This is a genomic window from Nocardiopsis dassonvillei subsp. dassonvillei DSM 43111, assembly GCF_000092985.1.
Classification (GTDB): Bacteria; Actinomycetota; Actinomycetes; order Streptosporangiales; family Streptosporangiaceae; genus Nocardiopsis; species Nocardiopsis dassonvillei.
On record NC_014210.1, the window covers coordinates 5,166,175 to 5,188,420 of the forward strand.

Sequence of the window (22,246 nt, forward strand, 5' to 3'; positions counted from 1 at the left end):
TGATCGTGCCCGCGGAGGCGGGTGTCACACACGCGCCGGGATCGCGGTCGGCGGCGGCAGCGGGCCGCGCGCGGGCGCGACCGGCGGCCGGGAGGGTCACAGCGGGATGTGCCAGAGGCAGGTGACCGCGGCCAGCAGGAAGGCGGAACCGCCCATGATGAAGGCGCCCGCGTGGTAGGGCAGTTCGTTGTCGGGGTGCAGGAGGCGGTTGACCCGCCGCATCACCCCGGGTTCGGCGTCGGGCACGGCCGCCATCGCCCCGGCGGGCACCGGGGCCGGTCCGGCGGCGCCGAAGCGCAGCAGCGCCATGGCCAGCTCGCGCGAGGAGCTCTTGCGCCGGGCCTGGTCGTCGGCGCACATCTCGATGAGCAGCGCCACGCTCTCGTAGTAGGTGCGGACCAGGCGGAACCGCGGGAAGGCGCGCTTGAGCGAGGAGAAGGGCAGCAGCACGAGGTCGTGGCGCTGGCGCAGGTGGGCGTGCTCGTGGGCCAGGACGGCGGCCAGCTCGCGGTTGTCCAGGACCGCCAGGGCCCCGGCGCTGATGACCACCTGCGAGCGCAGCACGCCAGGAAGGCAGTACGCGGCGGCGGCCGGGTGGTCGAGCACGCGGGCGCCGGGCACGTCGGGGTGCTCGCTGGCGATGAGTTCGAGGAGGTCGTGGTGGCGTCGGCGGACGCGGACCACGTGCAGGAAGGAGGAGACCAGGCCGTAGAAGAGCACCAGGGTCAGCACGACGGCCAGGACCACGGCCACGATGTGGCTGACGCCCTCAAGTCCCTGGGAGAGTTCGGCGAGCAGCAGCTCACCGGTCACGATGTCCGTGGCCAGGGCCATGGAGCCCCCGGCCGCGCCGAGCTGGTAGGAGGAGAGCCCGAAGGCCAGCAGCGCGCCGATGGTGGACACGCCCCAGGCGAGCCCGAGTGCCTGCCAGGTGATCACGGCCGTGTAGGGCCCCCGCGAGGGCCACTTGGCCCGGTGGAGGCCTTCCATCGCGATGAGACAGCAGACCGCGACGAGGGTGAGAAGTGCGGCACTGACCATACGGACTAGTTCCTTGGCTGCTCGGTTTCCGCGAGTGCGCGCCGGAGCGCTTCAGCCTGCTCGCCGTCCATGGACTGGACGAAGGCGGCCAGGGCGGCGTCGCGGTCCCCGGTCTGTCCGAGAGCGTCGAACATCAACTCGGAGACGTATGCCTCACGGCTGGCTGCCGGGCGGTAGCGCCACGCGCGACCCTCACGTGCCCGGGTGACGACCTTCTTCTTGGCGAGCCTGTCGAGCACGGTCATGACGGTCGTGTGCGCCAGGTCGCGCTCGGCCAGAGCCTTGCCGACCTCACGAACCGTCATTGGTTCGTTCCGTGACCACAGTACATCCATCACCGCGCGCTCAAGTTCGCCAAGCCGATTCATACCCGTGATTCTACTTGGAGTCGTACTACCCGTTGTCGTACCCCCAGGTTAAATCCTCATCGCCTACGGGACAAGGGATACCGGCCCCGGAACGGGGTGGGATCGGCCTCCCCCGCACCCGGCCCGAGGCCCCTTGGGCGACGGCCCCGGAGGGTGCTCCCCGAGACCGGAGCGGCCCTGGTCACGCGCCCGCGCGCGCCCGGGTTCCGGCGGACCGACGGCCGATCCGGCGGGACACGTGTCCGCGCCGGGTCCGGCGGCGGGTCAGCCCCAGTGGCCGGGGTCGGCGATCGGCGCCGGATATCCGGGGGGCGGGTGCTCCTCCCGCCAGGGCGTGTGCGCGCGCCCGCCCGGGAGATCGGCCAGTTCGGGCAGGTAGCGGCGGACGTACACGCCCTCGGGGTCGAACCTGCGGGCCTGGCGCAGCGGGTTGAACGCCCTGTTGGGCCGGGTGTCGTTGCCCGTGCCCGCGACCCACTGCCAGTTGCCGTAGTTGTTGGCCACGTCCCCGTCCACGAGGTGGGCGTGGAAGTGGTCGGCGCCCTCGCGCCAGTGCACGCGCAGGGTCCGGGTGAGGAACGCCGCGGTGATCATGCGCGCCCGGTTGTGCACGAACCCCTCGCGCAGCAGCTGGCGCATTCCTGCGTCCACGACCGGAACGCCGGTCCGCCCCCGCTTCCAGGCGTCCAAGGCGTCGGGGTCCTCGCGCCATTTCCTGTCCCGGGGCCGGTAGTCGCGGACGTTCACCGCCGGGAAGGCCGCGGTGACCTGGTGGTGGAAGTCGCGCCAGGCGAGCTGGCGGACGAACGCCTCTCCCCCGGCCAGGGGTGAGGCGGCCAGGGCGGCCTCCAACGGCGACAGGCAGCCCAGGCGCAGGTCGGCGGACAGGTGAGAGGTGGCCGCGCCCGGCAGGTCGTCGTGCCGGTCGGGGTAGGCCGCCAGCCCGGACGACAGCCAGGCGTCCAGGCGCTCGCGGGCCGCGCGCTCCCCTCCCCGCGGCAGGTCCTCAGCGAGCGCGCCCAGACCGTCCGTCCCGCGTCCGGGCAGCTCGCCGGGCCGGACCCCCTCGGGCAGGACCACACGGTCCGGCGGCGCGACCGGATCGCGCCACGCGGCGGCCTCCCAGGCCTTCCAGTAGGGCGTGAACACCTTGTAGTGGTCGCCGCCCGCCGGGGTGACCTCCCCCGGCGGGACCACGGTGAGCCCCGGGAAGGCCCGCACGGTCAGGCCGGTCGCGCGCAGGCGTCGCGCGCGCCGCGCGGCGAGGGAGCTGACGCCGTCGGTGACGTGGACGGTGTCGGCCCCGCTGGCCCGGGCCAGGGCGGCGACCTCACGGACGGTGTCGCCCCGGAGGAGGACCAGGTCGGCGCCGCGCTCGCGCAGTGCGGCCCTCAGGTCGGCGAGGGCGTCGGCGAGCAGGGCGGCTCGGTTGCGGACGGACCGGCCGGCCACCGCGGGGTCCAGCACGAAGACCGGCAGGGTCGGGCCGGGGCGCTCGACCGCGGCGGCCAGGGCGGGGTGGTCGTGGACGCGGAGGTCCTGTGTGAACAGGACGATGGTGGCGGACGCCAACCGGCACTCCTTCACTGGACGTGTTCGCGTGGACACTCTAGATCCTTCGGGGAAAAGCCGGTGCTCAGGGCGCTGACCGGGTAGGAAGGTCGCATGACCACACGGCTTCCTCCGCTGCCCGACACGCCGGTCCGCCCCAGGGTCGGGGTGTCCAGCTGCCTGCTCGGCGCTCCGGTCCGCTACAACGGCGGGCACTCACGTTCGCGTTTCCTCACCGACGAGCTCGACCGGCACGTGGACTGGCTGCCGGTCTGCCCGGAGGCGGAGATCGGCCTGGGCGTCCCGCGCCCCACCCTGCGCCTGCAGCGCCGGGAGGGGCTGGACCGGGTGGTCTCCAGCGCGGACGGCGCCGACCGCACCGAGGAGCTGGCCGAGGTCGCCGACCACCACCTGGCCCAGCTGCGCCACCTGGACGGGTACGTGCTCAAGAACAAGTCGCCCAGTTGCGGCCTGTTCGCCCTGCCCGTGTTCGACCAGGGCGGCGGCCGGGTGGACGGCAGGGGCCGTGGCGCCTTCGCCCAGCGGCTCACCGAGCTGCTGCCCTCCCTTCCGGTGGAGGAGCAGGGCCGCCTGATGGACCCCGTGCTGCGTGAGCTGTTCGCCCAGCGCGTCTTCGCGCACGCGCGGCTGCGCCACCTGTGGGAGTCGGACTGGCGTCCGCGCGACCTGGTGGCGTTCCACAGCCGCCAGAAGCTCCAGCTGATGTCGCACTCCCCGGAGGGCTACCGGGAGACGGGAAGGATCGTGGCCCGCGCGGGCGCAGACGACCCCGAGGAGGTCCGGGCGGCCTACACCGACGCCTTCCACCGGGCGATGGCCGTGCGGCCGAGCCGGGGCAAGCACGTCAACGCCCTCCAGCACGCCTTCGGGATGCTGAGCGCGCTGCTGGACGACGCCCGCAGGCACGACCTGCTGGGGGCGATCGAGGACTACCGGCGGGAGCAGGTGCCGCTGAGCGTCCCGGTGGCGCTGCTGCGCCACCACTGCGCGGCGGAGGACGTCGAGTGGGCCCGCGACCAGACCTACCTGCGCCCGTACCCGGACGACCTCCGGCTGCGGCACGCCGTCACGGTCTGATCACGGGGAGAGGGGCGTTTTCCCCCCGAGTTGTGCCCGAAGACACATGACCGGTTACACTCAGTGATATTCCTCCGGTCCCCCGACAGGGTGCCACTGACCCGACCCTGAGGTTTCGGTGTGTTCGCGTCCTTCTTCCGGCGGGTCTTCGTGCTCGTCTCCTCCTGCGTGGTCGCCACGGCAGCCGCCACGCTGGCCACGGTCCCGCCCGAGGAACTGACGGAGCGGCTCGAACCCGACCCGGGCCCCGAGCCCCGACTGGCCCACAGCAGGACGCTGCTCTCCCCGATCCAGGGGCCCTCCGCGCCCCTGCCGCGTCCCGGTCAGGTCTCGGCCTGCGCCGCACCCGGCAGGGACGAGGTCGTCACCCTGCCCGACACCGGCGCCCCCGAGGGCGGCCGTCCCCTGTGGATCCGGCGCCCCTCGGGCCCCGACAGCGCGGACCTGCCCGTGCTCTACCTGCTGCACGGGTCGGCCTCCACCCACGAGACGCTCATGGACGAGGACGTCGGCGCGCTCCTGGACCGGCAGATGTGCCGTTCGGGGGTCGAGTTCGTCATCGCCGCCCCCTACGGCCAGGAGAGCGGGGGAGCCACCACCGAGTGGGGCGACGCCGCCGACGGGGGGTTCGCGCTGGAGAGCTTCGTCACCGGCGCGGCCGTGGAGGCCGTCGAGGGCGAGCACACGCGCCCCCGTGCGCTGCGCGCCGTCGGCGGGTTCTCCATGGGCGGGTACGGGGCGGCGGCGCTGGCGCTGCGCCACCCCGACCTCTACACCCAGGTGGTGTCCTGGGCCGGGTACTTCCGGGTGGACGACCCGTACGGCGTCTTCGGCGGCGACACCGGGCCGCACTCCCCCGACCGGCTGCTCGGTTCGCAGGGGGTGCGCGACCTCAGGTTCATGCTGGTGGAGGGCACCGAGGACCACACACCGCTCCAGCGGGGCAGCATCCACGGGGAGGCCGAGCGCTTCGCCGGCCTGCTCACCGAACGCGGTATGACGGTCGCCACGCTCCACCCGCACGGGGGCCACGACTTCACGACCTGGAAGCGCTCCTTCCCCGACGCCGTGGACTTCCTGGTCTCGGGCTGGAGTTCCGCACCGTAGGTCACGCGGTGTGCGCACCCGGCCCCCTCGGACGGAGCGGCGGGGAACAGTGTGTACCTTCGTCGCTGTTGACGACAGCGGCTGCGCACACGACCTGAAGGGACCCCCGGTGTCTGGAATCGTTGAGCAGACGGCGGTCCCGTCCCGGGTGGCTACCGTCAGTCTGCACACCTCCCCGCTCGACCAGCCCGGCACCGGCGACGCCGGAGGCATGAACGTGTACGTGGTCGAGGTGGCCCGGCGCATGGCCGAACGCGGCGTGGCCGTGGACGTGTTCACCCGCGCGACCCGGGCCGACCTTCCGCCGGTGGTGGAGCTGGCCCCGGGCGTGAACGTGCGGCACGTGCCCGCGGGGCCCTACGGCCGCCTGGACAAGAACACCCTCGCCGAGCACCTGTGTCCGTTCATCTTCGGGATGCTGCGGGCCGAGGCGCAGAACGAACCCGACCACTACGACCTCGTGCACGGGCACTACTGGCTGTCCGGCCAGGCCGGTGTGGTGGCCGCCCGCCGCTGGGGCGTGCCCCTGGTGCAGTCCATGCACACCATGGCCCGGGTGAAGAACGCCTCCCTGGCCGACGGCGACGAGCCCGAGCCCGAGGCCCGGTTGCGCGGGGAGGACCAGCTGGTCCGCCAGGCCGACCGGCTCATCGCCAACACCGACGACGAGGCCCGCCAGCTCCGGGAGCACTACGGCGCCCGCGACGGCCAGATCAGCGTCATCCCCCCGGGTGTGGACCTGGAGGTGTTCAGCCCCGGTTCGCGCCGGGACGCGCTGGCGCGGATCGGACTGCCCGCGGGCACCGAACTCCTGCTGTTCGTGGGGCGCGTGCAGCGGTTGAAGGCCCCCGACGTGCTCATCCGGGCCGCCGCCGCGCTGCTGGAGCGCGACCCCTCACTGCGTTCGCGCCTGGTGGTGGGCGTGGTCGGCGGCCTGTCGGGCGGCGGGATGCGCGAGCCCGGCCTGCTCACCGACCTGGCCCGCTCCCTGGGCGTGGCGGACGTGGTGCGGATCGAGCCGCCGCAGACCCGCGAGCGTCTGGCCGACTACTACCGCGCGGCCGCGGTGACCGTGGTGCCGTCCTACTCCGAGTCGTTCGGCCTGGTGGCGGTGGAGTCCCAGGCGTGCGGCACCCCGGTCCTGGCCGCGCGCGTGGGCGGCCTGACCACGGCCGTGGCCGACGGGGTGTCCGGTGTCCTGGTACGGGGGCACAACCCGGACGACTACGCGGCCGAACTGCACCGGATGATCGCCGAACCGGCGTGGCGTGCCAAGCTGGCGATGGCGGCGCCCGAGCACGCCGCCACCCTGGGCTGGTCGCGGACCGTCGACGAACTGCTGGACGTGTACCGGGCGTGCACCGCCCCCCGGGCGCTGCCCCTGGCGGCGTGCCGGTGACCGAGGAGGAGGGGAAGTACGAGGTGGACAGGGACGCTGCCCGCGACGCCGCGGCCAAGGCGGTCTCCTCGGCCGTGGCGGAGGCCGAGCTGGAGGTGGAGCGCCCCCGCGAGGGGTCGTTCCTGGTCACCCTGCCGGGGAAGGCCAAGCTCAAGACCCTGGTGTGGCTGGAGGTGGGGCCGCACAGCCTCACCCTGACGTCGTTCTTCTGCCGTCAGCCCGACGAGAACCACGCCGACTTCTACCTGTGGCTGATGCGCCGCAGCGCCGACATGTACGGGATGGCCTTCGTCGCGGACGAGGTCGGCGACGTCTACATCCGCGGCCGCCTGCCGCTGGAGGGCGTCACCCCCGACGAGGTCGACCGGCTGCTGGGGTGCGTGCTCACCTACTCGGACGAGAACTTCAACGGCGCGCTGGAGCGCGGGTTCGCGTCGGCCATCCGCAAGGAGTGGCGCTGGCGTGCCGAGCGCGGCCACGACATGCGCAATCTGCGGGCGTTCGCGCACCTGGTCGAGCCCCGGGACGAGGGATAGGGCGGCCCGGTCGCGGCCGCTCCCCCGCAAGGGGCGGGCGGACGCCCGAGCGCGGTGCCCGGGTGGCTAGGCTTGCCCCCATGGGAACTCTGGTACTGCTGCGACACGGTGAGAGCGTCTGGAACGCGAAGGGCCTGTTCACCGGCTGGGTGGACGTGGACCTGTCCGCGACGGGCGAGGAGGAGGCCCGCCGGGGCGGCGAGCTGCTCAAGGAGGCCGGCGTACGGCCGGACGTGGTCTACACCTCCCTGCTCAAGCGCGCGATCCGCACCGCGAACCTCGCCCTGGAGACCGCCGACCTGCACTGGCTGCCGGTCGAGCGCACCTGGCGCCTCAACGAGCGCCACTACGGCGCACTGCAGGGCAAGGACAAGGCGCAGACGCGCGAGGAGTACGGCGAAGAGCAGTTCATGATCTGGCGCCGCTCCTACGACACCCCGCCGCCGCCCATCGCGGACGACGACACCTACTCGCAGGCCGGTGACGCCCGCTACGGCGAGCTGCCGCCGGAGCTGCTGCCGCGCACCGAGTGCCTCAAGGACGTGCTGGACCGCGCCCTGCCGTACTGGTACGACTCGATCGTGCCGGACCTGGCCGCGGGCAAGACCGTGCTGGTCGCCGCGCACGGCAACTCGCTGCGCGCGCTGGTCAAGCACCTGGACGGCGTCAGCGACGCCGACATCGCCGGGCTGAACATCCCGACGGGCATCCCGCTGCGCTACGACCTGGACGACCAGTTCAAGCCGACCAACCCCGGCGGCACCTACCTCGACCCGGAGGCGGCCAAGTCCGCCATCGAGGCCGTCGCCAACCAGGGCAAGAAGTAACGCCCGCCCGATCCCGTCGCCGTGCCCGCGCCGCCTTTGGCGGTGCGGGCACTGTGCTGTCGGGGGCCGGGCAGGACGTGGGCGAGGAGCGTGTGGGGCGCCGTCGGGAGTCGCGCGGGGTGCGGGCGAGTGCCGCGTGGGGAGCGGACGAGTGCCGGGCGGGGCTCCGTCGGAGGCCGCGTGGGGAGCGGGCCGCGTGAGGGCATGGCGGTGCGGGCGGAGGCGCGGCCTCCCCCTTTACCACGCTAGGTCTCGGAGGAGGGGCCGCGCCAGGGCCGTTCGCGGCCTGTGGACAACGCTCCCCGCCTCAGTAGACGAGGGCCTGCGCGCCGTCCTGGACTGCCTCCTCGACGAAGGACGGCGCCCCGGCGATGCGCACGCCCCGGATCAGGTCGTCCACGGTCAGGTCGCGTCGGGCGGCGCACTGGGTGCACACCGTCACCCGGCCCGCGGCGAGCACCGCGTCGAGCAGGTCCTTGAGGGGGGCCGCGTGCGGGAGGGAGAACCGCTCGGCGCGGCCGGGGACCGCGAACCACGCCGACTCACCGGTCAGCCAGAGGGAGACCCCGACGCCGCTGGCCAGGGCGGCGGCGGCCACCGTGAACGCCTGGTTGCACCGCTCGGGGTCGTCCTCCCCGGCGGTGACCTTGATTACCAAGGAACGAGACATGCCCGTCAGCCTACTCAGAGCGCCGCGGCGGTCAGCACGGCGCCCGCGATCGAGCAGACCGCGAGGGCGATGGTGAGCGCGAGGGCCTCGGTGCGGCGCGGGGAGACCCGCACCGGCTGGTCTTCCACACCGTGCTCGATGCTGAACGTCCCGTCCTCGGGGGCGGCCAGGACCACGCGGCCCTCGCGCACCTGGACCCGGCCCGTGACACGGATGCGGGCGCCCGGCCGGATCACCCACTCGCGGTACTCGAACTCGATGGTCTCGCCCCGGAAGACGCCCGAGATGCGGCCGCGCACGCGGGGTAGCAGGTCGTCCGCGGGTGAGGCCACACCCGGCTGCGGACGCCCCACCACGCGCTTGAGGCACAGCTCGGCGCCGCGCGGCTCGGTGTCGCCCGGGTCGACGAAGATCCGGTCGCCGTCGCCGGGGCGACCCTCGGCGACGATGCCGAACAGGTCCTCGGAACCGTAGTCGGCGATGGAGTCGCAGGCCCGTTCGCGGACCGCGCCCTCGGACGGGTCGCGGTTGAGCGGCCAGTAGTGGCGCAGCACCTCGTGGCCGTGCCAGACGCACTCGGCACCGGCCAGGCCGGAGGAGATGGGACCGTCGGGACCGGGAGCGGCGACACCGGTGAGCGTGACCCGCTGCCCCTCCCTGGCCGCCAGCACGCCCGGGCGCAGCTGGGCCAGTCCCCGCTGACGCAGCCAGCGCCGCAGGGCGATCAGGGTCAGGGGGAGGAGGACCACCGCGGCCACGAGCAGCGCCGAACCGATCACCAGTAACACAGGCCGCCCCTTTGGAGAACACGTCGGAGGTCTAGGCGCGGTCGGCAGAACACGCCCCGTGGCCGCACCGCGCTGCTGACAATCTTTACCAGTTCTCCGGGAAAGCGGGGCCAATTGGGCATGTCCAGACCGGGGCCGGGGAGTGGCGGAGGCCACGGTGCGCCGTCGGCGGTCACCGCCGCCTCCAGCCGCCGCTACGCTCTGGGGATATGGACGCTGAGGTACACCCCGATCTGGCGAAACTGTCCTTCCTGCTCGGCCGTTGGGAGGGCGTGGGCGTCGCCGGTTACGCCGACGTGGAGGAGTTCCAGTTCGGCCAGGAGATCGAGTTCGCGCACAACGCGGGCCTGCCCTACCTGACCTTCACGAGCCGGGCCTGGCGGATGAACCCGGAGGGCACCCGCGGTGAGCTGGTCACCGAGGAGTCGGGCTACTGGCGGGTGCGGCCCGAGACGGGCGCGGAGCCCAAGGAGGGTGAGCCCGTCGTGCACCTGGAGGTGCTGATCGCGCACCCCGAGGGCTTCAACGAGGTCTACCTGGGCAACGTGTTCGCGAACCGGGTGGAGATGTCCACCGACGCGGTGGTGCACACCGAGACCGGAATCGACGCGACCGCCTCGCACCGGCTGTACGGCCTGTTCGGCGACAACCGGGAGACGCTGGGGTACGCCTGGGACCTGGCGGCGCGCGGCCACGGCCTGCGCTCGTACATGTCGGCCCAGCTCAAGAGGGTCGGCTCGAAGTAGTCGGGGCCGAGTGGCCGGGGCCGGTCCGGGCATGGGCAGACCCCGGGCTGCTCCCGCCGCTGGGGCGGGGCCGGTCGGACGAGTTCCGGCGGCCCGGGGTCCGGGTGTCCGTCTGGGATTCGCTGCGAACGACGTCGCGCGAACGCGAGCGTCGTCCTAGCGGACGGCCACCTCGCCAGTCCTAAGATCAACCATCTCTTGGACCACCTCCTTTCTTGCGTGCCTCCGACACTACGTCCCGTTCCGGAGGCGGGGCAAATGTTTTTTCTGTGCGCGAAACCGCAGGTGGGGACGGCGTTTCCGCTCCCTTGGCAGGCCGACTAGTCTCGCTGGTATGACTTCGCCGCTGCTGAGCACACCGGGCGCCGTGAGCGCCGAGTCCCCCGACACCGGAGTCGCCGCGCACTACGGCGACCCCGCGCACGAGGGACGCGCCGCCGAACGTTCGAGCGCGTGGGTCGACCGGAGCAACCGGGGCGTGGTGCGGGTGACCGGCCCCGACCGCCTGGGCTGGCTCAACGACCTCACCAGCCAGCTGACCCGGGGCCTGGCCCCGGGCACCGCCACCGAGGCGCTGGTCCTGGACACCAAGGGACACCTGCGGCACCACCTGTCGCTGGTGGACGACGGCGAGGCCACCTGGATCCACACCGAGCCGGGGGACGGCCCGGAGCTGGCGGGGTTCCTCGACTCGATGCGGTTCATGCTGCGTGTCGAGGTGGAGGACCTGAGCGGTTCCCACGCGGTGCTGAGCGTGCTCGGTCCGGACCGCGCCAAGGCCGTGGAGGCCGCGTCGCTCGGTGACGTGACCGCGCGCGCGGTCGAGGGCGAGACCGACCTGTTCGTGCCCGCCGAACGGCTCGTCGGGGCCGCGGAGGCGCTCACGGCGGCCGGGGCGCGCCCGGCGGGCATGTGGGCCTACGAGGCGAACCGGATCGCGGAGCACCGGGTGCGCGCGGGTCTGGACACCGACGACCGCACCATCCCGCACGAGGTGGACTGGGTGGGCCGCGCGGTGCACCTGGAGAAGGGCTGCTACCCGGGCCAGGAGACGGTGGCGCGGGTGCACAACCTGGGCCGTCCGCCGCGCCGTCTGGTCATGCTGCACCTGGACGGCACCGCCGAGCGCCTGCCGCAGGTGGGGGCCGCCATCGAGCTGGACGGGCGCTCCGTGGGCCGGGTGGGCACGTCGGCCCGCCACCACGAGCTGGGGCCGATCGCCCTGGGCGTGGTCAAGCGCTCGGCCCCCACCGACGCCGACCTGGTGGTGGACGGCATCGCCGCCGGTCAGGAGGTCGTGGTCGACCCGGACACGGGCGCCAACGCCAAGATCGAGCTGCGCCGCCGTCCGCGTTAATTCGGTTCGAGGAGGCTACGTCCGCCGATGTGGACCTCGGCGAACTCGGTCCCGGTCGGCGCCAGGAACAGGATGTGGGTGGTGACGCTCTCCCCGGGGTTGATCTCGTCCCAGAAGTAGTCCCACGCCACGACGATCTCGGCGTCGACGTCGTTGGCGTACTCCAGGCCCTCGGTGGTCACGCCGATGGTCCCGTAGGTGTCGAAGACCGCGGGCTCGGAGCCCTGGTTGGTGACGTCGAGCCGGTAGACGTGGTACTCGGAGTCCGGGGGCGCGACGGCGGAGGCCCCCATCCCGTCGGTGACGGTGGTGTCGGTGTAGGCCGTCTCCACCTCCACCAGGAAGGTGTCGAAGACGGCGGAGGCCCCGGTGTAGGACTCCGGCGGCACCGGCTGCGGATCGGACTCCGCCCCGCCCCCGGGCGGCTCCTCCTGCTCGGGTCCCGGGTCCGGCGGGGCCGAGTCCGGCACGGAGGGACCCGGCGCTGAGGGATCCGGTGTGGCGGGCTCCTGGGCGGTACTGGGCTCTGGTTCCGACTGTTCCAGCACCAGCCGGGCCTCGGGGAGCGGGGCGCGCTCCAGCGAGACCACGGTGACCACGCACCCGGCTCCGGCCAGGAGGACGGCGACGGGTGCGGCCAGGGCCCGTACGACGGAGCCGGGCCCTCTGGACGGTGGTGGGTGACGGCCTCTGCTGCTCATGCTGGTGTGACGCACGGCACCCGTGGTTCATTCCACCCCGAGGCGCCTTCTCCCTGGTCAGCCGCCAGGCAGCCCTGCCCAGTCAGCACTTTTCCCGTTCCACCCCACTGGACATAAGAACATCATTATGTTCTCCTGTATGTGGGAAATCTTGATGTTGGAGCCCGTTGAGGAGTGGTACCTCAAACTCCGGGCTGATGACCCGGTCACCGCGACGCGGTTTGACGCTGCTCTCAGCCAACTGGAAAGCCACGGTCCTGACCTGACACGTCCGCTAGCCGACAGGGTTAAAGGCAGTCGGATACACAACCTCAAGGAACTTCGCCCTGGCTCCTCAGGAAGAAGCGAGATCCGTGTGCTTTTCGTGTTCGATCCAGAGCGGCAGGCGGTGCTCTTGGTGGCCGGTGACAAGTCCGGGCAGTGGAACAGGTGGTATCAGAAGAACATCCCGGTGGCAGAACAGCGCTATCTGGAACATCTGAGGCGGCGAAAGGATGAGCAGGCATGAAGGCGCGTAGTTGGCGAGAGATCCAAGCGGAGTCCGAAAAGCAGGACCCCTGGTTCGCCTCTGAGGAAGCCCAGGCTGTCTTCGATGCGGAAACCGCCCGTATCGAAGCCGAGCGTCAGGGTTACGCGCTCTCCTCCCTGCGCAAGGAGAGCGGAAGGACCCAGAAGGAGGTCGCCCAGATCATGGGAGTGAGCCAGGCGCGGATCTCCCAGATCGAGCACGGGCGGATCGACAGCCTGGAACTCCTGCGGTCCTACATCAGCGCCATCGGCGGCGAACTGCACCTGAGGGTTGATCAGGGTCCGCTGAGCGTCACGCTCGACATCCCCGGAAGCGACGCCGCTGCCGCGACCGGAACCGCGGAGGAGGCCGACGCCTCCGCGGACAAGCGAGACGCCGCGTGAGAACGACGGGCCCGGCCGGTGCGGCCGGGCCCGTCGGGGGCTGGTCAGACGGTGAGGACGATCTTTCCCCGGGTGCGTCCGGCCTGGCTCAGGCGCCAGGCCTCGGCCGCCTCGGACAGCGGGAACTCGCGGTCCACGTGCACGGTGAGCCTGCCGTCGTCGGCCAGGCGTGCCAGCTCGGCGAGGTCCTCGGAGTCAGGGCGCACCCACAGCCAGTGCCCGCCCAGTTCCTGGACGCTCGGGTCCGCGATGGACACGATCCGCGTGGGGCCGCCCGTCAGCGGCACCGGCTCCTGGACCACTCCCCCGCCGACGAAGTCGAGCACCGCGTCGACGCCGTCCGGGGCCAGTGCCCGGACGCGGTCGACGAGGCCGTCCCCGTAGACCACGGGTTCGGCGCCCAGGGACCGCAGGAAGTCGTGGTTGCGCTCGCTGGCGGTACCGATGACGCGTGCGCCGCGGGCGACGGCGATCTGGACGCCGAACGCTCCGACGCCGCCCGCCGCGGCGTGGACGAGCACCGTGTCACCGGAGCCGACCCCCGCCCGTTCGACGGACTGGAGGGCGGTGAGGCCCGCCAGCGGGACACCGGCGCTCTCCTGCCAGCTCAGCGACCGCGGCTTGGGTGCGAGCATGCGCACGCTGGCCGACACCAGCTCGGCGTAGGTGCCGTTCTTGGCCCAGTCCTTGCGGGCGTAGCCGTAGACCTCGTCACCGACCTGGTACTCGTGCGCGTCGGGTCCGACCGCCTCGACGACACCGGCGACGTCCCAGCCGGGGATGAGCGGGAAGTCCGTCTCGAAGAGGGCGTCCAGGCCGCCCGCCGCGAGCTTCCAGTCCACGGGGTTGACCCCCGCGGCCCGTACCCGGATGAGGACCTCGCTCGGGGCGACCTTCGGGTCGGGAAGGTCCACCAGGGCGAGGTCGTCGGCCGATCCGTACTGCTGTAGTGCGATTGCCTTCATGCACACAACAGCGGTCGCGTCCCGGAGTTCATTCCGTGCGAAAGGACACGGAGGGCCCGACGGGACTCACCCGTCGGGCCCTCCGGGACGCGGTGTCAGCGCATCGCGGCGGCGAGGCGCTCGTCGTGCAGGCGCTCCCCCCAGGAGGGGGCGAGCGGGGCCACCTGGCCCACGCGCCAGCGCAGCAGGAGGTCGGCCAGCTGCGGGTTGCGCGGCAGGGCGGGGCCGTGCAGGTAGGTGCCCAGCACCTGGCCCTGGTAGGCGCCCTCGGTGCGGTCGTCGTTGCCGATGCCGCGCACCGTGGTGGACAGCGGCCGGGCCGAGGGGCCGATGGCCGTGCGGCCCTGGTGGTTCTCGAAGCCGGTGATCCGGCCCACACCCAGGGCCGGGTCCACGTCCGCGACGATCTCGCCGACCGCGCGGGTCTGGCCGCGGCCGCTGCGGATGTCGAGGATGCCCACGCCGGGGAGCGGATTGGCCTCGTCGTCGCCGTAGGTCTCGCCGATGATCTGGTACCCGGCGCACACCGCGAAGACGCAGGCGCCGCGGGCGGCGGCGCGGGCGAGGCCGCCGTCGGCGCGCAGGCGCTCGGCGGCCAGGATCTGCGGCCGGTCCTCGCCGCCGCCGAGCAGGTAGATGTCGCCCTGCTCGGGGACGGAGTCGCTGGAGTGGACGTGCACGATCTCGGTGGGGATGCCGCGCAGTTCGGCGCGGCGCTTGAGGATCAGGACGTTGCCCTGGTCCCCGTAGGTGCTCAGCAGATCGGGGTAGATCCACACGATCCGCAGGGCGCTGGTGTTCGTCATGGGTGTCTCCCTACTGGACGCGGCCGTACGCCGTGCGGATCTGCTGGAAGGCGGTGTAGTTGGCGATGAGGTCGACCTTGGTGATGCCCGGCTGGTCGGCCTTGATGCGGCCCAGGACCTCGTCGACCCGGTCGGCCACCTCGAACCGCACGCCGTCGGTCTCCAGGCGCAGCGCGAGATCGGTGCGGCGCTCGCCCATGACGAACACGCGGCGTCCGCGCAGGACGGTGTAGTCCACGTCCCACAGCCAGGAGGTGTCCTTGCCGTCGGGGACCTGCGCGTTGACCGAGAGGATCACCGGGGTGTGGGGCGGGTCGAGGACGGCGAAGGACTCCAGCCATCCGGCGGGGTTCTTGGAGAGCAGCAGCCGCACCTCGACGCCCATGGTCACCACGGAGGTGTAGCGGCCCGCGACGGAGGTGATCTCGCGCAGCCGCTCCACGGTGCGCTCGGGGTGGATGCCGTACCCGGCGGCGGTGGCCGCGGCGATCGCGGCGTTGGAGCGGTTGGCGTCACCGGGCAGGTTCAGCCGCAGCTTGATGCTCTGGCCCTCCGGGGTGAGGAGGGAGTCGGAGGCGTTGTCCACCGCCCAGGTGGTCGCGGGGCGGGCCAGCCCGCACTCGGGGCAGGCCCAGTGCGGGTCCACGTCGCGCTTGAGGTGGCCGCCGCACTCGGGGCAGCACCAGGAGTCCTCCTTCCAGCGCTGACCCGCGGACACCCAGGTGGCGTTGGGCGCGCCCAGGCCCGCCCAGGCCACGAGCGGGTCGTCGGCGTTGGCGATGACGTGGGCGTTGCTCTTGCCCAGCGCGAGGCGCCACTTCTTGGCGAGCAGGTTGATCTCGGAGGCGCGGTCCATCTGGTCGCGGCTGAGGTTCATCAGCACCACGAACGCGGGCTGCGTGGCGAGCAGCACCTGCGGGAGGTACTTCTCGTCCACCTCCAGCACGCCGTTGACGGCGGACTGGTTGTTCGACAGAGCCGTGATGTGCCCGGTGGGCATGTTCGCGCCGTGCTCGTTGGTGGCCACGTCGCCGAACTCGCGCAGGGCGTGCGAGATGAGCCTGGTGGTGGTGGTCTTGCCGTTGGTGGCGCTGACCAGGGCGAGCCTGCGGCCCCGGGCGAGCTTGGCGAGCAGGTCGGGTTCGACCTTGAGCGCCACCCGGCCGCCGATGACGGAGCCGTCTCCGCGTCCGGTGGCACGGGACAGGCTGGCCGCGCTCCTTCCCAGAACCGATGCCAGTTGGGCGCGCAGGGGAAGCTCGCTCATCTACTCTCCAGTAAGTGCTGGACCACCCGCGCCGTTCGCTCCTGGGAGGCGGCGGGCGGTGTGTCGGGCCAAGCCTAGTGTCCACCCGGGGTCAGACCCGCCAGTCCAACCTCTCGGGCGGCGGTCCCAGGTTGGGCGGCACCCCGTCCTCCACTGCCCCCGTGGGCGCGGGAGCCCCGCCCGCGGCGGCGGTGCCGTCGGGTGTGTCGGTCAGGGCGTCGGGGTCCGCGGTCGGGACCCGGGGGCGGACGCCTCCGGTACCGCGCCCCCTCGCGGCCGCGGCCGCGGCGCCACCGCCTCCAACGCCCGGTGTGTCACCGGTGTTCCGGGAGTCGTCCACCGTGGCGAGTGTGGCTGTGGACAGGGTGAGGATACCCGGGTTGGTGTCGGCCAGCACGGGACCGTCGGCGGTCAGGACCACGGCCGCCGTGGCGGGGAGTCCGCGCAGCGACTCGGCGTCCAGGCCGCAGGGGCGCCCGGGTGCCGCGCCGTCGTCCCCGGTACCGGCGGACCCGCCGGTGCCGGCCTCCTGAAGGGTGGCCCGCCCCCACGCGGTGGCGGATCTCACATGGCGGACGAGGTCCAGGGGCGCGACCGCCGCCGCGGCGTTGCGGATCACCGCGCCGGACTCGGTGTGCGGGGAGGGGAAGAACCGGTCGTCGGCCTCCACCTCGGCGTCGGGGTCCTCCGGCTCGCCCGTGGCCGCGCCGCCCACGGCCCCGCCGACCGCCTCGGTGAGGCGGTGCACCCGCAGCCCGCCGGGGTCGTGCCCGGCGACACCGGGCGCCGCGGCCACGGAGCGTTCGACGGCCTCCGCCGAACCCCCGTCCTGACGCATCACCACCGGCAGGCAGGCGGGGTCGGCGAACCGGGCGAGCGCGGCGGGGACGGCCGTGCGGAACATCAGGACGACCTCCACCCCGCCGTCGGCCGCCGCGGCGAGGACCTGGTCGATCTCCCCCTCGGGGAGGGACTCGGCGCCGCAGACCACGACGGTGCGGGTGCGGTCCGGGCGCACGCGGGGGCGTCTGCCGTCGGCGTTCCTGGGCTCGGGCGCCTCCAGCAGCTCGCTGAGCGCGGACACGGCGTAGGTGCCGTAGACGCGCGCGGCGGTCTCACCGGAGGCCCGGTCGGTGGAGATGATCTTGACCTGCGCGTAGTCGTTGTCGTCCGCCCGGGTGCCGACGGCCTCGAAGGGGCTCAGGCGGCGCTCCAGCTCCCAGGCCCGCTCCCCGATGCGCGGCCCGTCGCCGCAGCGCTCGCGCACCCGGGCCCGCTGCCCCGGCGTGAGCAGGGCGAGCGCGGGGTCGTCCTCGGCCGCGTCCTCCTCCGGGGTGAGCAGGGCGCGCAGGCCGCCGATGAGTTCGGCGATCCCCGCGTGCGGCCCCAGGACCTCCAGGAGGCGCAGCAGGAGCGTCTCGTCGGCGTCGGCCTCCGCGGTGCCGCCGGAGGCGGACGCGACCGCGGAGAGGATGCGCGCGCGCTGGCCCGCGTCCAGGTTGGTGCCCAGGGTCATCCGGGGCAGGTCGGCGGGGAGCACCCACCTGCGCGGGGCGACGGCGCAGCGGCGGGCCAACCGGACGAGTTCGCGGGCCACGGAGTGCCCGGTGAGGTCGACCACGGTGAGGTCGCCGCCCTCGCGCAGCCGGGAGACCCCGACGGTGGCGAGCAGCGCCGACCATCCGGCGTCGTCGCCGCCCACCACGACGACGGTGCCCCTGTCGGCGGGGACGGTCACCCCGTACCAGAGCGGCTGCGCCTCGTAGGCCCGCGAGGCCGCCTGCCACTCGGTGTACCTGCGGGCGTGCTCGTGCTGTTGTTCGCGCAGGATCCGGTCGCGCTCGTCGCGTTCGGCGGCCAGGCGCTCCCTGGCCCTTTCCAACCGGGCTGCGACGACCTGGCGGCTCTGGACGAGGGCGAAGGCGATCGGCGCGGCGATGGCGGCGCAGGCGAACACGCCGCCGAGGGCGAAGCTGCCGGGAAGGATGCGCAGGGTCCACAGCAGCGGCAGCAGCAGGGTAAGGAGGCAGAGCCCGGCCAGGGCGAAGTACAGGGGCCGGTTGGTCTGGGCCTCGCTGTCGCGCTGGGCGGCGATCCACTCCTCGCTGACGGTCTCGGCGTCGGCCGGGGTCGGCCGCCGCGGGGCCGGCCCGGGAGGCGGCAGGAGCACGGCGTGCCGCCAGCCGACGTAGGTACGTCCGGCCTCTCCTCGGGACGCTCCTCCCGAACGGGGGTTGGGCACCGTCCGAACACCTCCTGACCGGCCGTCGCGGGGGGCGGCCGGGGATTCGATCACGCGGGGCTCCGGGCCGGGCCGGAGCGTGGGCGGAATGCCGTCACCCGCCCGCCGCGCTCGTCACGGCCCCGCCGGAACCGGTCACGGGCACGGGAGGGTGCCGGTGGGCGCGGGTGGAGTGGCCGTCGATCTCAGTCAAGCAGCAGCGCGCACCGCTTTCCAGCCCCGCCCCGGACCTGTGGAAAACGCGTCGCGAACCCGGTGGAGGCTGAGGGGTCACGCGACCCGGCTCCTGCTCCCGGAGGGCCGCGCGACGAGGGGCGCACGGACGGTGCGCGCCCGTTCCCGGCGCCGGTGGCGGGGGCCGCCGTGTCAGCGCCTCCCCCGGGGGCAGGGGAAGGGGGACAGAAGAAGAGAGGACGCCCCCCTTCCGAGGAGTGACCCCCCATTCCCGAGGTCTACCTGTACGCCGCGCTTCTCGCCCTGATGGTCGTCGTCCTGGCCATGTTGATCGTGTCCGCGGTCATGAGCCAACGGTGGCGCCGCCGCAACGGACGCCCGCTCTGGCCGCCCTCCGCCTCGTGCGCGGAGGAGGGGATGTGGTCCGGGGCGGACCGGGAGCAGCGGCGCAGGGTCGCAAGAGCGGTGCGGCGGGGCCCCGGCCCACTCCCCCGCCCCGTCCTCCGTCAGCCCCGTGCCCGCCTCGGGAACCCGAGGGCCGCCCCCGGGACGGACGGGGTCCGCAACGGCGCGGGGCGCCGGTGCCGGACGGTCTCCCGTCGGCACCGGCGCCCCGTACGCCTGAGGTCGCCCGGCCGTCTAGGCCTGCACCTGGAGGTCGATGACCTTGCCCACCTCGGCCTGCACCGCGTACTCGCCGGTGAAGCCCTTCGAGGCGAGCACGCGCACCTTCCAGGAGCCGTCGGCGGCGAAGAAGCGGAACGTGCCCTCCTCGCCGGTGGCCACCTCTCCGACGAAGTCGTCGGAGTCGTTCAGCAGGCGGGCGTAGGCCCCGCTCAGCGGCTGTCCGTCACGGGTGACCGTGCCCTGGATGACCGCCTGGTTCCCGGCGTCGACGTCGGCGAGGGCGACCCCGCCGACCGGCGCTCCGCAGCTGTCGCTCACTTGGCCTCGGCCTCCCCCAGCTCGACCGGGACGCCCACGAGGGAGCCGTACTCGGTCCACGAGCCGTCGTAGTTCTTGACGTTCTCCAGGCCCAGGATCTCGTGCAGGGCGAACCAGGTGTGCGAGGAGCGCTCGCCGATCCGGCAGTAGGCGATGATGTCCTTGTCCAGGTCCACGCCCGCGCCGGTGTAGAGCTCGCGCAGCTCGTCGGCGGTCTTGAAGGTGCCGTCCTCGTTGGCCGTCTTGGCCCACGGGATGTTGCGCGCGGTCGGGATGTGGCCCGGGCGCTGCGAGGTCTCCTGCGGCAGGTGCGCGGGAGCGAGCAGCTTGCCGGTGAACTCGTCGGGCGAGCGCACGTCGACCAGGTCCTTGGTGCCGATGGCCTGCACGACCTCGTCGCGGAAGGCGCGGATCGAGGCGTCCTGCTCCTGGGCGGTGTACTGGGTGGCGGCCCGCTCGGGGACCTCCTTGACGAGCTCGCGGGAGTCGAGCTCCCACTTCTTGCGGCCGCCGTCCAGCAGGCGGACGTTGGTGTGGCCGTAGAGCTTGAAGTACCAGTACGCGTAGGCGGCGAACCAGTTGTTGTTGCCGCCGTACAGGATGACCTGGTCGTCGTTGCCGATGCCCTTGGCGGACAGCAGCTTCTCGAAACCGGTGCGGTCCACGAAGTCGCGGCGGACCGGGTCCTGGAGGTCCGTCTTCCAGTCGATCTTGACGGCGCCGGGGATGTGGCCCTTGTCGTACGCGGACGTGTCCTCGTCGACCTCGACCAGGACCACGTCGGCGTCGTCCAGGTGAGCCTCCACCCAGTCGGCGTCCACGAGGACGTCGGAGCGGCTCATGGGGAACCTCCTGTGTTTCTTGTGCGGTGTCGCGTGTGCGGGTCGGTGCTCCCGGGGGCTGCCGTCCCGGGAGCGGGGGATGTGGAAAGTCTGCGGAGTGGTGCGGGACTCCCGGTTCCGGCACGGGCCGGGGCCGCCGGACGTGCTCCCACGGGTCGGGGCACGCCGGATCCCGGGCGTACGGGGAACGCGGACAGCGGGCTGCGGAGCGGTTGCCGGACCCTCCCGACCACCGCGCCCGCGCGGGACGGAGGACGGCGGCCGAGGACGCGAAGGTCGGCGGCTGCCGGGGCTCCGGCTGGTACGGAAGTGGTCAGGGCAGGCGCGAGGCGCTGCCCGTGAGGGTCGACCCGCATGTGTGCTGTCCCCAGATGCGTACACGGAAGAGGAGAACCAGTCGCACGGAGGGGGCGTGGGCTCCGGGGCCCGTCCGCCCTAGGGACACAGACAGAGCGCGGTGGCGACGCGGCAGAAGTCCACTGCCCGTCGCTTCGTCAGATACGCGCTCGTCAAAGAGGTCACACCGGAGACGCTACAGGCCCCGTTACGCGTTTGTCACTGGTGGCCTGGATCACAGAGATGTCGTCCGCGTCGGTGCGGCGTCCTCGGGGAGGCCGTTCAGAGGACGGCAGCGCCGATCGCGGCGATCACGTCCGCCTTGCGGGGCTGGCCCGCCGCCCGGCGCACCACGCGGCCGGAGGCGTCCAGGACCAGGACGGTGGGGGTGCCCGTGACGTCCAGGCGGCGGACGAGGTCGAGACGGGACTCGGCGTCCACCTCCACGTGCGCGACGCCGCCGACCATGCCCGCGACCTCGTCGAGGACGCGCCGGGTGGCCCGGCAGGGCTGGCAGAAGGCGGTGGAGAACTGCACGAGGGTGGCCCGCTCCCCCAACGGGGCGCCGACCTCCTCCGCGGTGAGCACGTCGCCCGCCGCGTCCGCGTCCTGTCGCGCCATGACGCTTCCCCTCCCCTTGCGTGTCCTCTTCCCCGGTCCTCCTGCTGCCGCTCCCGGTGCACGGGCCGCCCGTCGGCCCGGCGCGGTCCGCGCCCCGGTGGCGGGCGTGCGCTCCGGCCCCGCGGCCGTACCGTCCGGCGAGAACCGCGGCGGCGCCGCCGCGGGGCGGCCGGGGCCGGCCTCAGACCGCGTCGGCGCCCATGAGCGGAACGTCCGAGCCGGTACCGGTGACCCGCAGGCCGCTGGAGGTGGCCTCCATCTCGGTGACGGTCAGGCCGAACGGCAGCTGCGGGGCCTGGGCGCTGAAGGTGAGCATGGTCGCGGCCATGCCGCTGAGGTCGACGGGGGCGTCGCCCACCTGGACGTCGACGGGGGTGACGGTCACGGTGTCGCCCTCGACGGAGAACTCGCCGCCCGCGTTGACGGAGGTGCTGATGCCGAACTCGGGGAACGCCAGCTCACCGGTGATACGGGGCTGGCCGCCCTCGGTCGTGATGGTGATGCCCTCGGGGAGGTAGGCGTTGAAGAAGGAGTAGGGGACGGTGAAGGAGCCGTCCAGCTGCCCCGCCACCACGGTCGGCTGGTTGAGCAGGTCTGCGGGGGGCGCGTCGACCTCGGTGGCGGTGACGTCGATCTGCTCGACGGTGATGCTGTCCATGGTGGCCGAGGCGGCGGTGATGTTGACCTCGGAGTAGGTGCCGCCGACGGCCTGAGGCAGGAAGGCCCAGCCCTCGATGGACACCTCCGGCTCCTCGGCCATCTGGAGCCGCTGGGCCAGCTGGCTCGCGACCATGTTCTGCGCGAAGCTGCGTGCCCCGATGTCGGCCGCAACCACCGCGACCGCCAGGAGGATCAGGAGAACGACGAGAAACTTACGCATCGGAGATCCCAGCACACTTTCTTTCGTTCCGGCGCGCTCTCGGCTGGGTCATCCCGCCGGTCGTGGT

Annotated in this window: 24 protein-coding genes; 9 read left to right on the forward strand and 15 right to left on the reverse strand. The window is 72.9% G+C overall.

All coding sequences use genetic code 11. The annotated features are described in order from the left end of the window. Positions 1-96: 96 nt before the first annotated feature. From NDAS_RS21390 to NDAS_RS21400, 3 genes are all read right to left on the reverse strand, one after another. Positions 97-1,041, reverse strand: a complete 945-nt coding sequence (locus NDAS_RS21390) for a M56 family metallopeptidase (RefSeq protein WP_013155327.1) — start codon at positions 1,039-1,041, stop codon at positions 97-99. A 5-nt stretch (positions 1,042-1,046) separates the two neighbouring features. Then, positions 1,047-1,409, reverse strand: a complete 363-nt coding sequence (locus NDAS_RS21395) for a BlaI/MecI/CopY family transcriptional regulator (RefSeq protein ID WP_013155328.1) — start codon at positions 1,407-1,409, stop codon at positions 1,047-1,049. A 264-nt stretch (positions 1,410-1,673) separates the two neighbouring features. Beyond that, on the reverse strand, positions 1,674-2,981 hold the full coding sequence (locus tag NDAS_RS21400) for a cryptochrome/photolyase family protein (protein WP_013155329.1): 1,308 nt from the start codon (positions 2,979-2,981) through the stop codon (positions 1,674-1,676). Between the two features lie 93 nt (positions 2,982-3,074). Between NDAS_RS21400 and NDAS_RS21405 the strand changes: the two genes are divergently transcribed. From NDAS_RS21405 to NDAS_RS21425, 5 genes are all read left to right on the forward strand, one after another. Next, positions 3,075-4,058, forward strand: coding sequence for a YbgA family protein (locus tag NDAS_RS21405; protein WP_013155330.1), 984 nt, complete (start codon positions 3,075-3,077; stop codon positions 4,056-4,058). Positions 4,059-4,178: 120 nt separating this feature from the next. Then, complete coding sequence (locus NDAS_RS21410; RefSeq protein WP_013155331.1) at positions 4,179-5,165, forward strand: alpha/beta hydrolase; 987 nt, start codon at positions 4,179-4,181, stop codon at positions 5,163-5,165. Positions 5,166-5,283: 118 nt separating this feature from the next. Next, the gene (gene mshA, locus NDAS_RS21415) at positions 5,284-6,564 is read left to right on the forward strand and encodes a D-inositol-3-phosphate glycosyltransferase (RefSeq protein ID WP_370013254.1); all 1,281 of its coding nucleotides are present in this window, start codon (positions 5,284-5,286) and stop codon (positions 6,562-6,564) included. Next, positions 6,555-7,100 carry a YbjN domain-containing protein gene (locus NDAS_RS21420; RefSeq protein ID WP_232051598.1) on the forward strand — a complete coding sequence of 182 codons (546 nt, stop codon included), beginning with the start codon at positions 6,555-6,557 and terminating at the stop codon, positions 7,098-7,100. Before mshA ends, NDAS_RS21420 begins: the two co-directional genes overlap by 10 nt. 80 nt (positions 7,101-7,180) lie before the next feature. Beyond that, on the forward strand, positions 7,181-7,927 hold the full coding sequence (locus tag NDAS_RS21425) for a phosphoglyceromutase (protein ID WP_013155334.1): 747 nt from the start codon (positions 7,181-7,183) through the stop codon (positions 7,925-7,927). A 307-nt stretch (positions 7,928-8,234) separates the two neighbouring features. Here NDAS_RS21425 and NDAS_RS21430 read toward each other — a convergent pair whose 3' ends face one another. Together NDAS_RS21430 and NDAS_RS21435 are read right to left on the reverse strand one after the other, a co-directional pair. Next, on the reverse strand, positions 8,235-8,597 hold the full coding sequence (locus tag NDAS_RS21430; RefSeq protein WP_013155335.1) for a DsrE family protein: 363 nt from the start codon (positions 8,595-8,597) through the stop codon (positions 8,235-8,237). A gap of 14 nt (positions 8,598-8,611) precedes the next feature. After that, positions 8,612-9,385, reverse strand: coding sequence for a GIDE domain-containing protein (locus NDAS_RS21435; protein ID WP_013155336.1), 774 nt, complete (start codon positions 9,383-9,385; stop codon positions 8,612-8,614). Positions 9,386-9,594: 209 nt separating this feature from the next. On the opposite strand from NDAS_RS21435, the gene NDAS_RS21440 reads away from it, so the two are divergent. Then, a complete protein-coding gene (locus NDAS_RS21440; RefSeq protein ID WP_013155337.1) occupies positions 9,595-10,131 on the forward strand; it encodes a nitrobindin family protein in 537 nt (178 codons plus the stop codon). A 334-nt stretch (positions 10,132-10,465) separates the two neighbouring features. Beyond that, on the forward strand, positions 10,466-11,488 hold the full coding sequence (gene ygfZ, locus NDAS_RS21445; protein WP_013155338.1) for a CAF17-like 4Fe-4S cluster assembly/insertion protein YgfZ: 1,023 nt from the start codon (positions 10,466-10,468) through the stop codon (positions 11,486-11,488). Here the strand turns inward: ygfZ and NDAS_RS21450 are convergent. Then, the gene (locus NDAS_RS21450) at positions 11,485-12,189 is read right to left on the reverse strand and encodes a DUF4352 domain-containing protein (protein ID WP_081461766.1); all 705 of its coding nucleotides are present in this window, start codon (positions 12,187-12,189) and stop codon (positions 11,485-11,487) included. The genes ygfZ and NDAS_RS21450 overlap by 4 nt on opposite strands. 139 nt (positions 12,190-12,328) lie before the next feature. On the opposite strand from NDAS_RS21450, the gene NDAS_RS21455 reads away from it, so the two are divergent. Together NDAS_RS21455 and NDAS_RS21460 are read left to right on the forward strand one after the other, a co-directional pair. After that, a complete protein-coding gene (locus NDAS_RS21455; RefSeq protein ID WP_013155340.1) occupies positions 12,329-12,697 on the forward strand; it encodes a type II toxin-antitoxin system RelE/ParE family toxin in 369 nt (122 codons plus the stop codon). Next, positions 12,694-13,101 (forward strand): helix-turn-helix domain-containing protein, encoded by a 408-nt coding sequence (locus tag NDAS_RS21460; RefSeq protein ID WP_013155341.1) that lies wholly within the window; start codon positions 12,694-12,696, stop codon positions 13,099-13,101. The genes NDAS_RS21455 and NDAS_RS21460 overlap by 4 nt, the downstream gene beginning before the upstream one ends. 44 nt (positions 13,102-13,145) lie before the next feature. On the opposite strand, the gene NDAS_RS21465 is transcribed toward NDAS_RS21460, so the two are convergent. From NDAS_RS21465 to NDAS_RS21500, 9 genes are all read right to left on the reverse strand, one after another. Beyond that, entirely contained in the window at positions 13,146-14,066 is a 921-nt protein-coding gene (locus NDAS_RS21465) for an NADP-dependent oxidoreductase (protein ID WP_013155342.1), read from the reverse strand. 95 nt (positions 14,067-14,161) lie between these two features. Continuing rightward, positions 14,162-14,872, reverse strand: coding sequence for a type 1 glutamine amidotransferase (locus NDAS_RS21470; RefSeq protein WP_013155343.1), 711 nt, complete (start codon positions 14,870-14,872; stop codon positions 14,162-14,164). Between the two features lie 10 nt (positions 14,873-14,882). Next, positions 14,883-16,139, reverse strand: a complete 1,257-nt coding sequence (locus NDAS_RS21475; RefSeq protein ID WP_013155344.1) for a MurT ligase domain-containing protein — start codon at positions 16,137-16,139, stop codon at positions 14,883-14,885. A gap of 91 nt (positions 16,140-16,230) precedes the next feature. Continuing rightward, positions 16,231-18,381, reverse strand: coding sequence for a hypothetical protein (locus NDAS_RS21480; protein WP_013155345.1), 2,151 nt, complete (start codon positions 18,379-18,381; stop codon positions 16,231-16,233). An 813-nt stretch (positions 18,382-19,194) separates the two neighbouring features. Continuing rightward, the gene (locus NDAS_RS21485; RefSeq protein WP_013155346.1) at positions 19,195-19,500 is read right to left on the reverse strand and encodes a DUF1416 domain-containing protein; all 306 of its coding nucleotides are present in this window, start codon (positions 19,498-19,500) and stop codon (positions 19,195-19,197) included. Continuing rightward, a complete protein-coding gene (locus NDAS_RS21490; protein WP_013155347.1) occupies positions 19,497-20,342 on the reverse strand; it encodes a sulfurtransferase in 846 nt (281 codons plus the stop codon). The genes NDAS_RS21485 and NDAS_RS21490 overlap by 4 nt, the downstream gene beginning before the upstream one ends. A gap of 435 nt (positions 20,343-20,777) precedes the next feature. Next, the gene (locus tag NDAS_RS29735) at positions 20,778-20,864 is read right to left on the reverse strand and encodes a putative leader peptide (RefSeq protein WP_352231633.1); all 87 of its coding nucleotides are present in this window, start codon (positions 20,862-20,864) and stop codon (positions 20,778-20,780) included. Between the two features lie 96 nt (positions 20,865-20,960). After that, positions 20,961-21,299 carry a TlpA family protein disulfide reductase gene (locus tag NDAS_RS21495; protein ID WP_013155348.1) on the reverse strand — a complete coding sequence of 113 codons (339 nt, stop codon included), beginning with the start codon at positions 21,297-21,299 and terminating at the stop codon, positions 20,961-20,963. A gap of 181 nt (positions 21,300-21,480) precedes the next feature. Further along, positions 21,481-22,179 (reverse strand): LmeA family phospholipid-binding protein, encoded by a 699-nt coding sequence (locus tag NDAS_RS21500; protein WP_013155349.1) that lies wholly within the window; start codon positions 22,177-22,179, stop codon positions 21,481-21,483. Positions 22,180-22,246 lie beyond the last annotated feature (67 nt).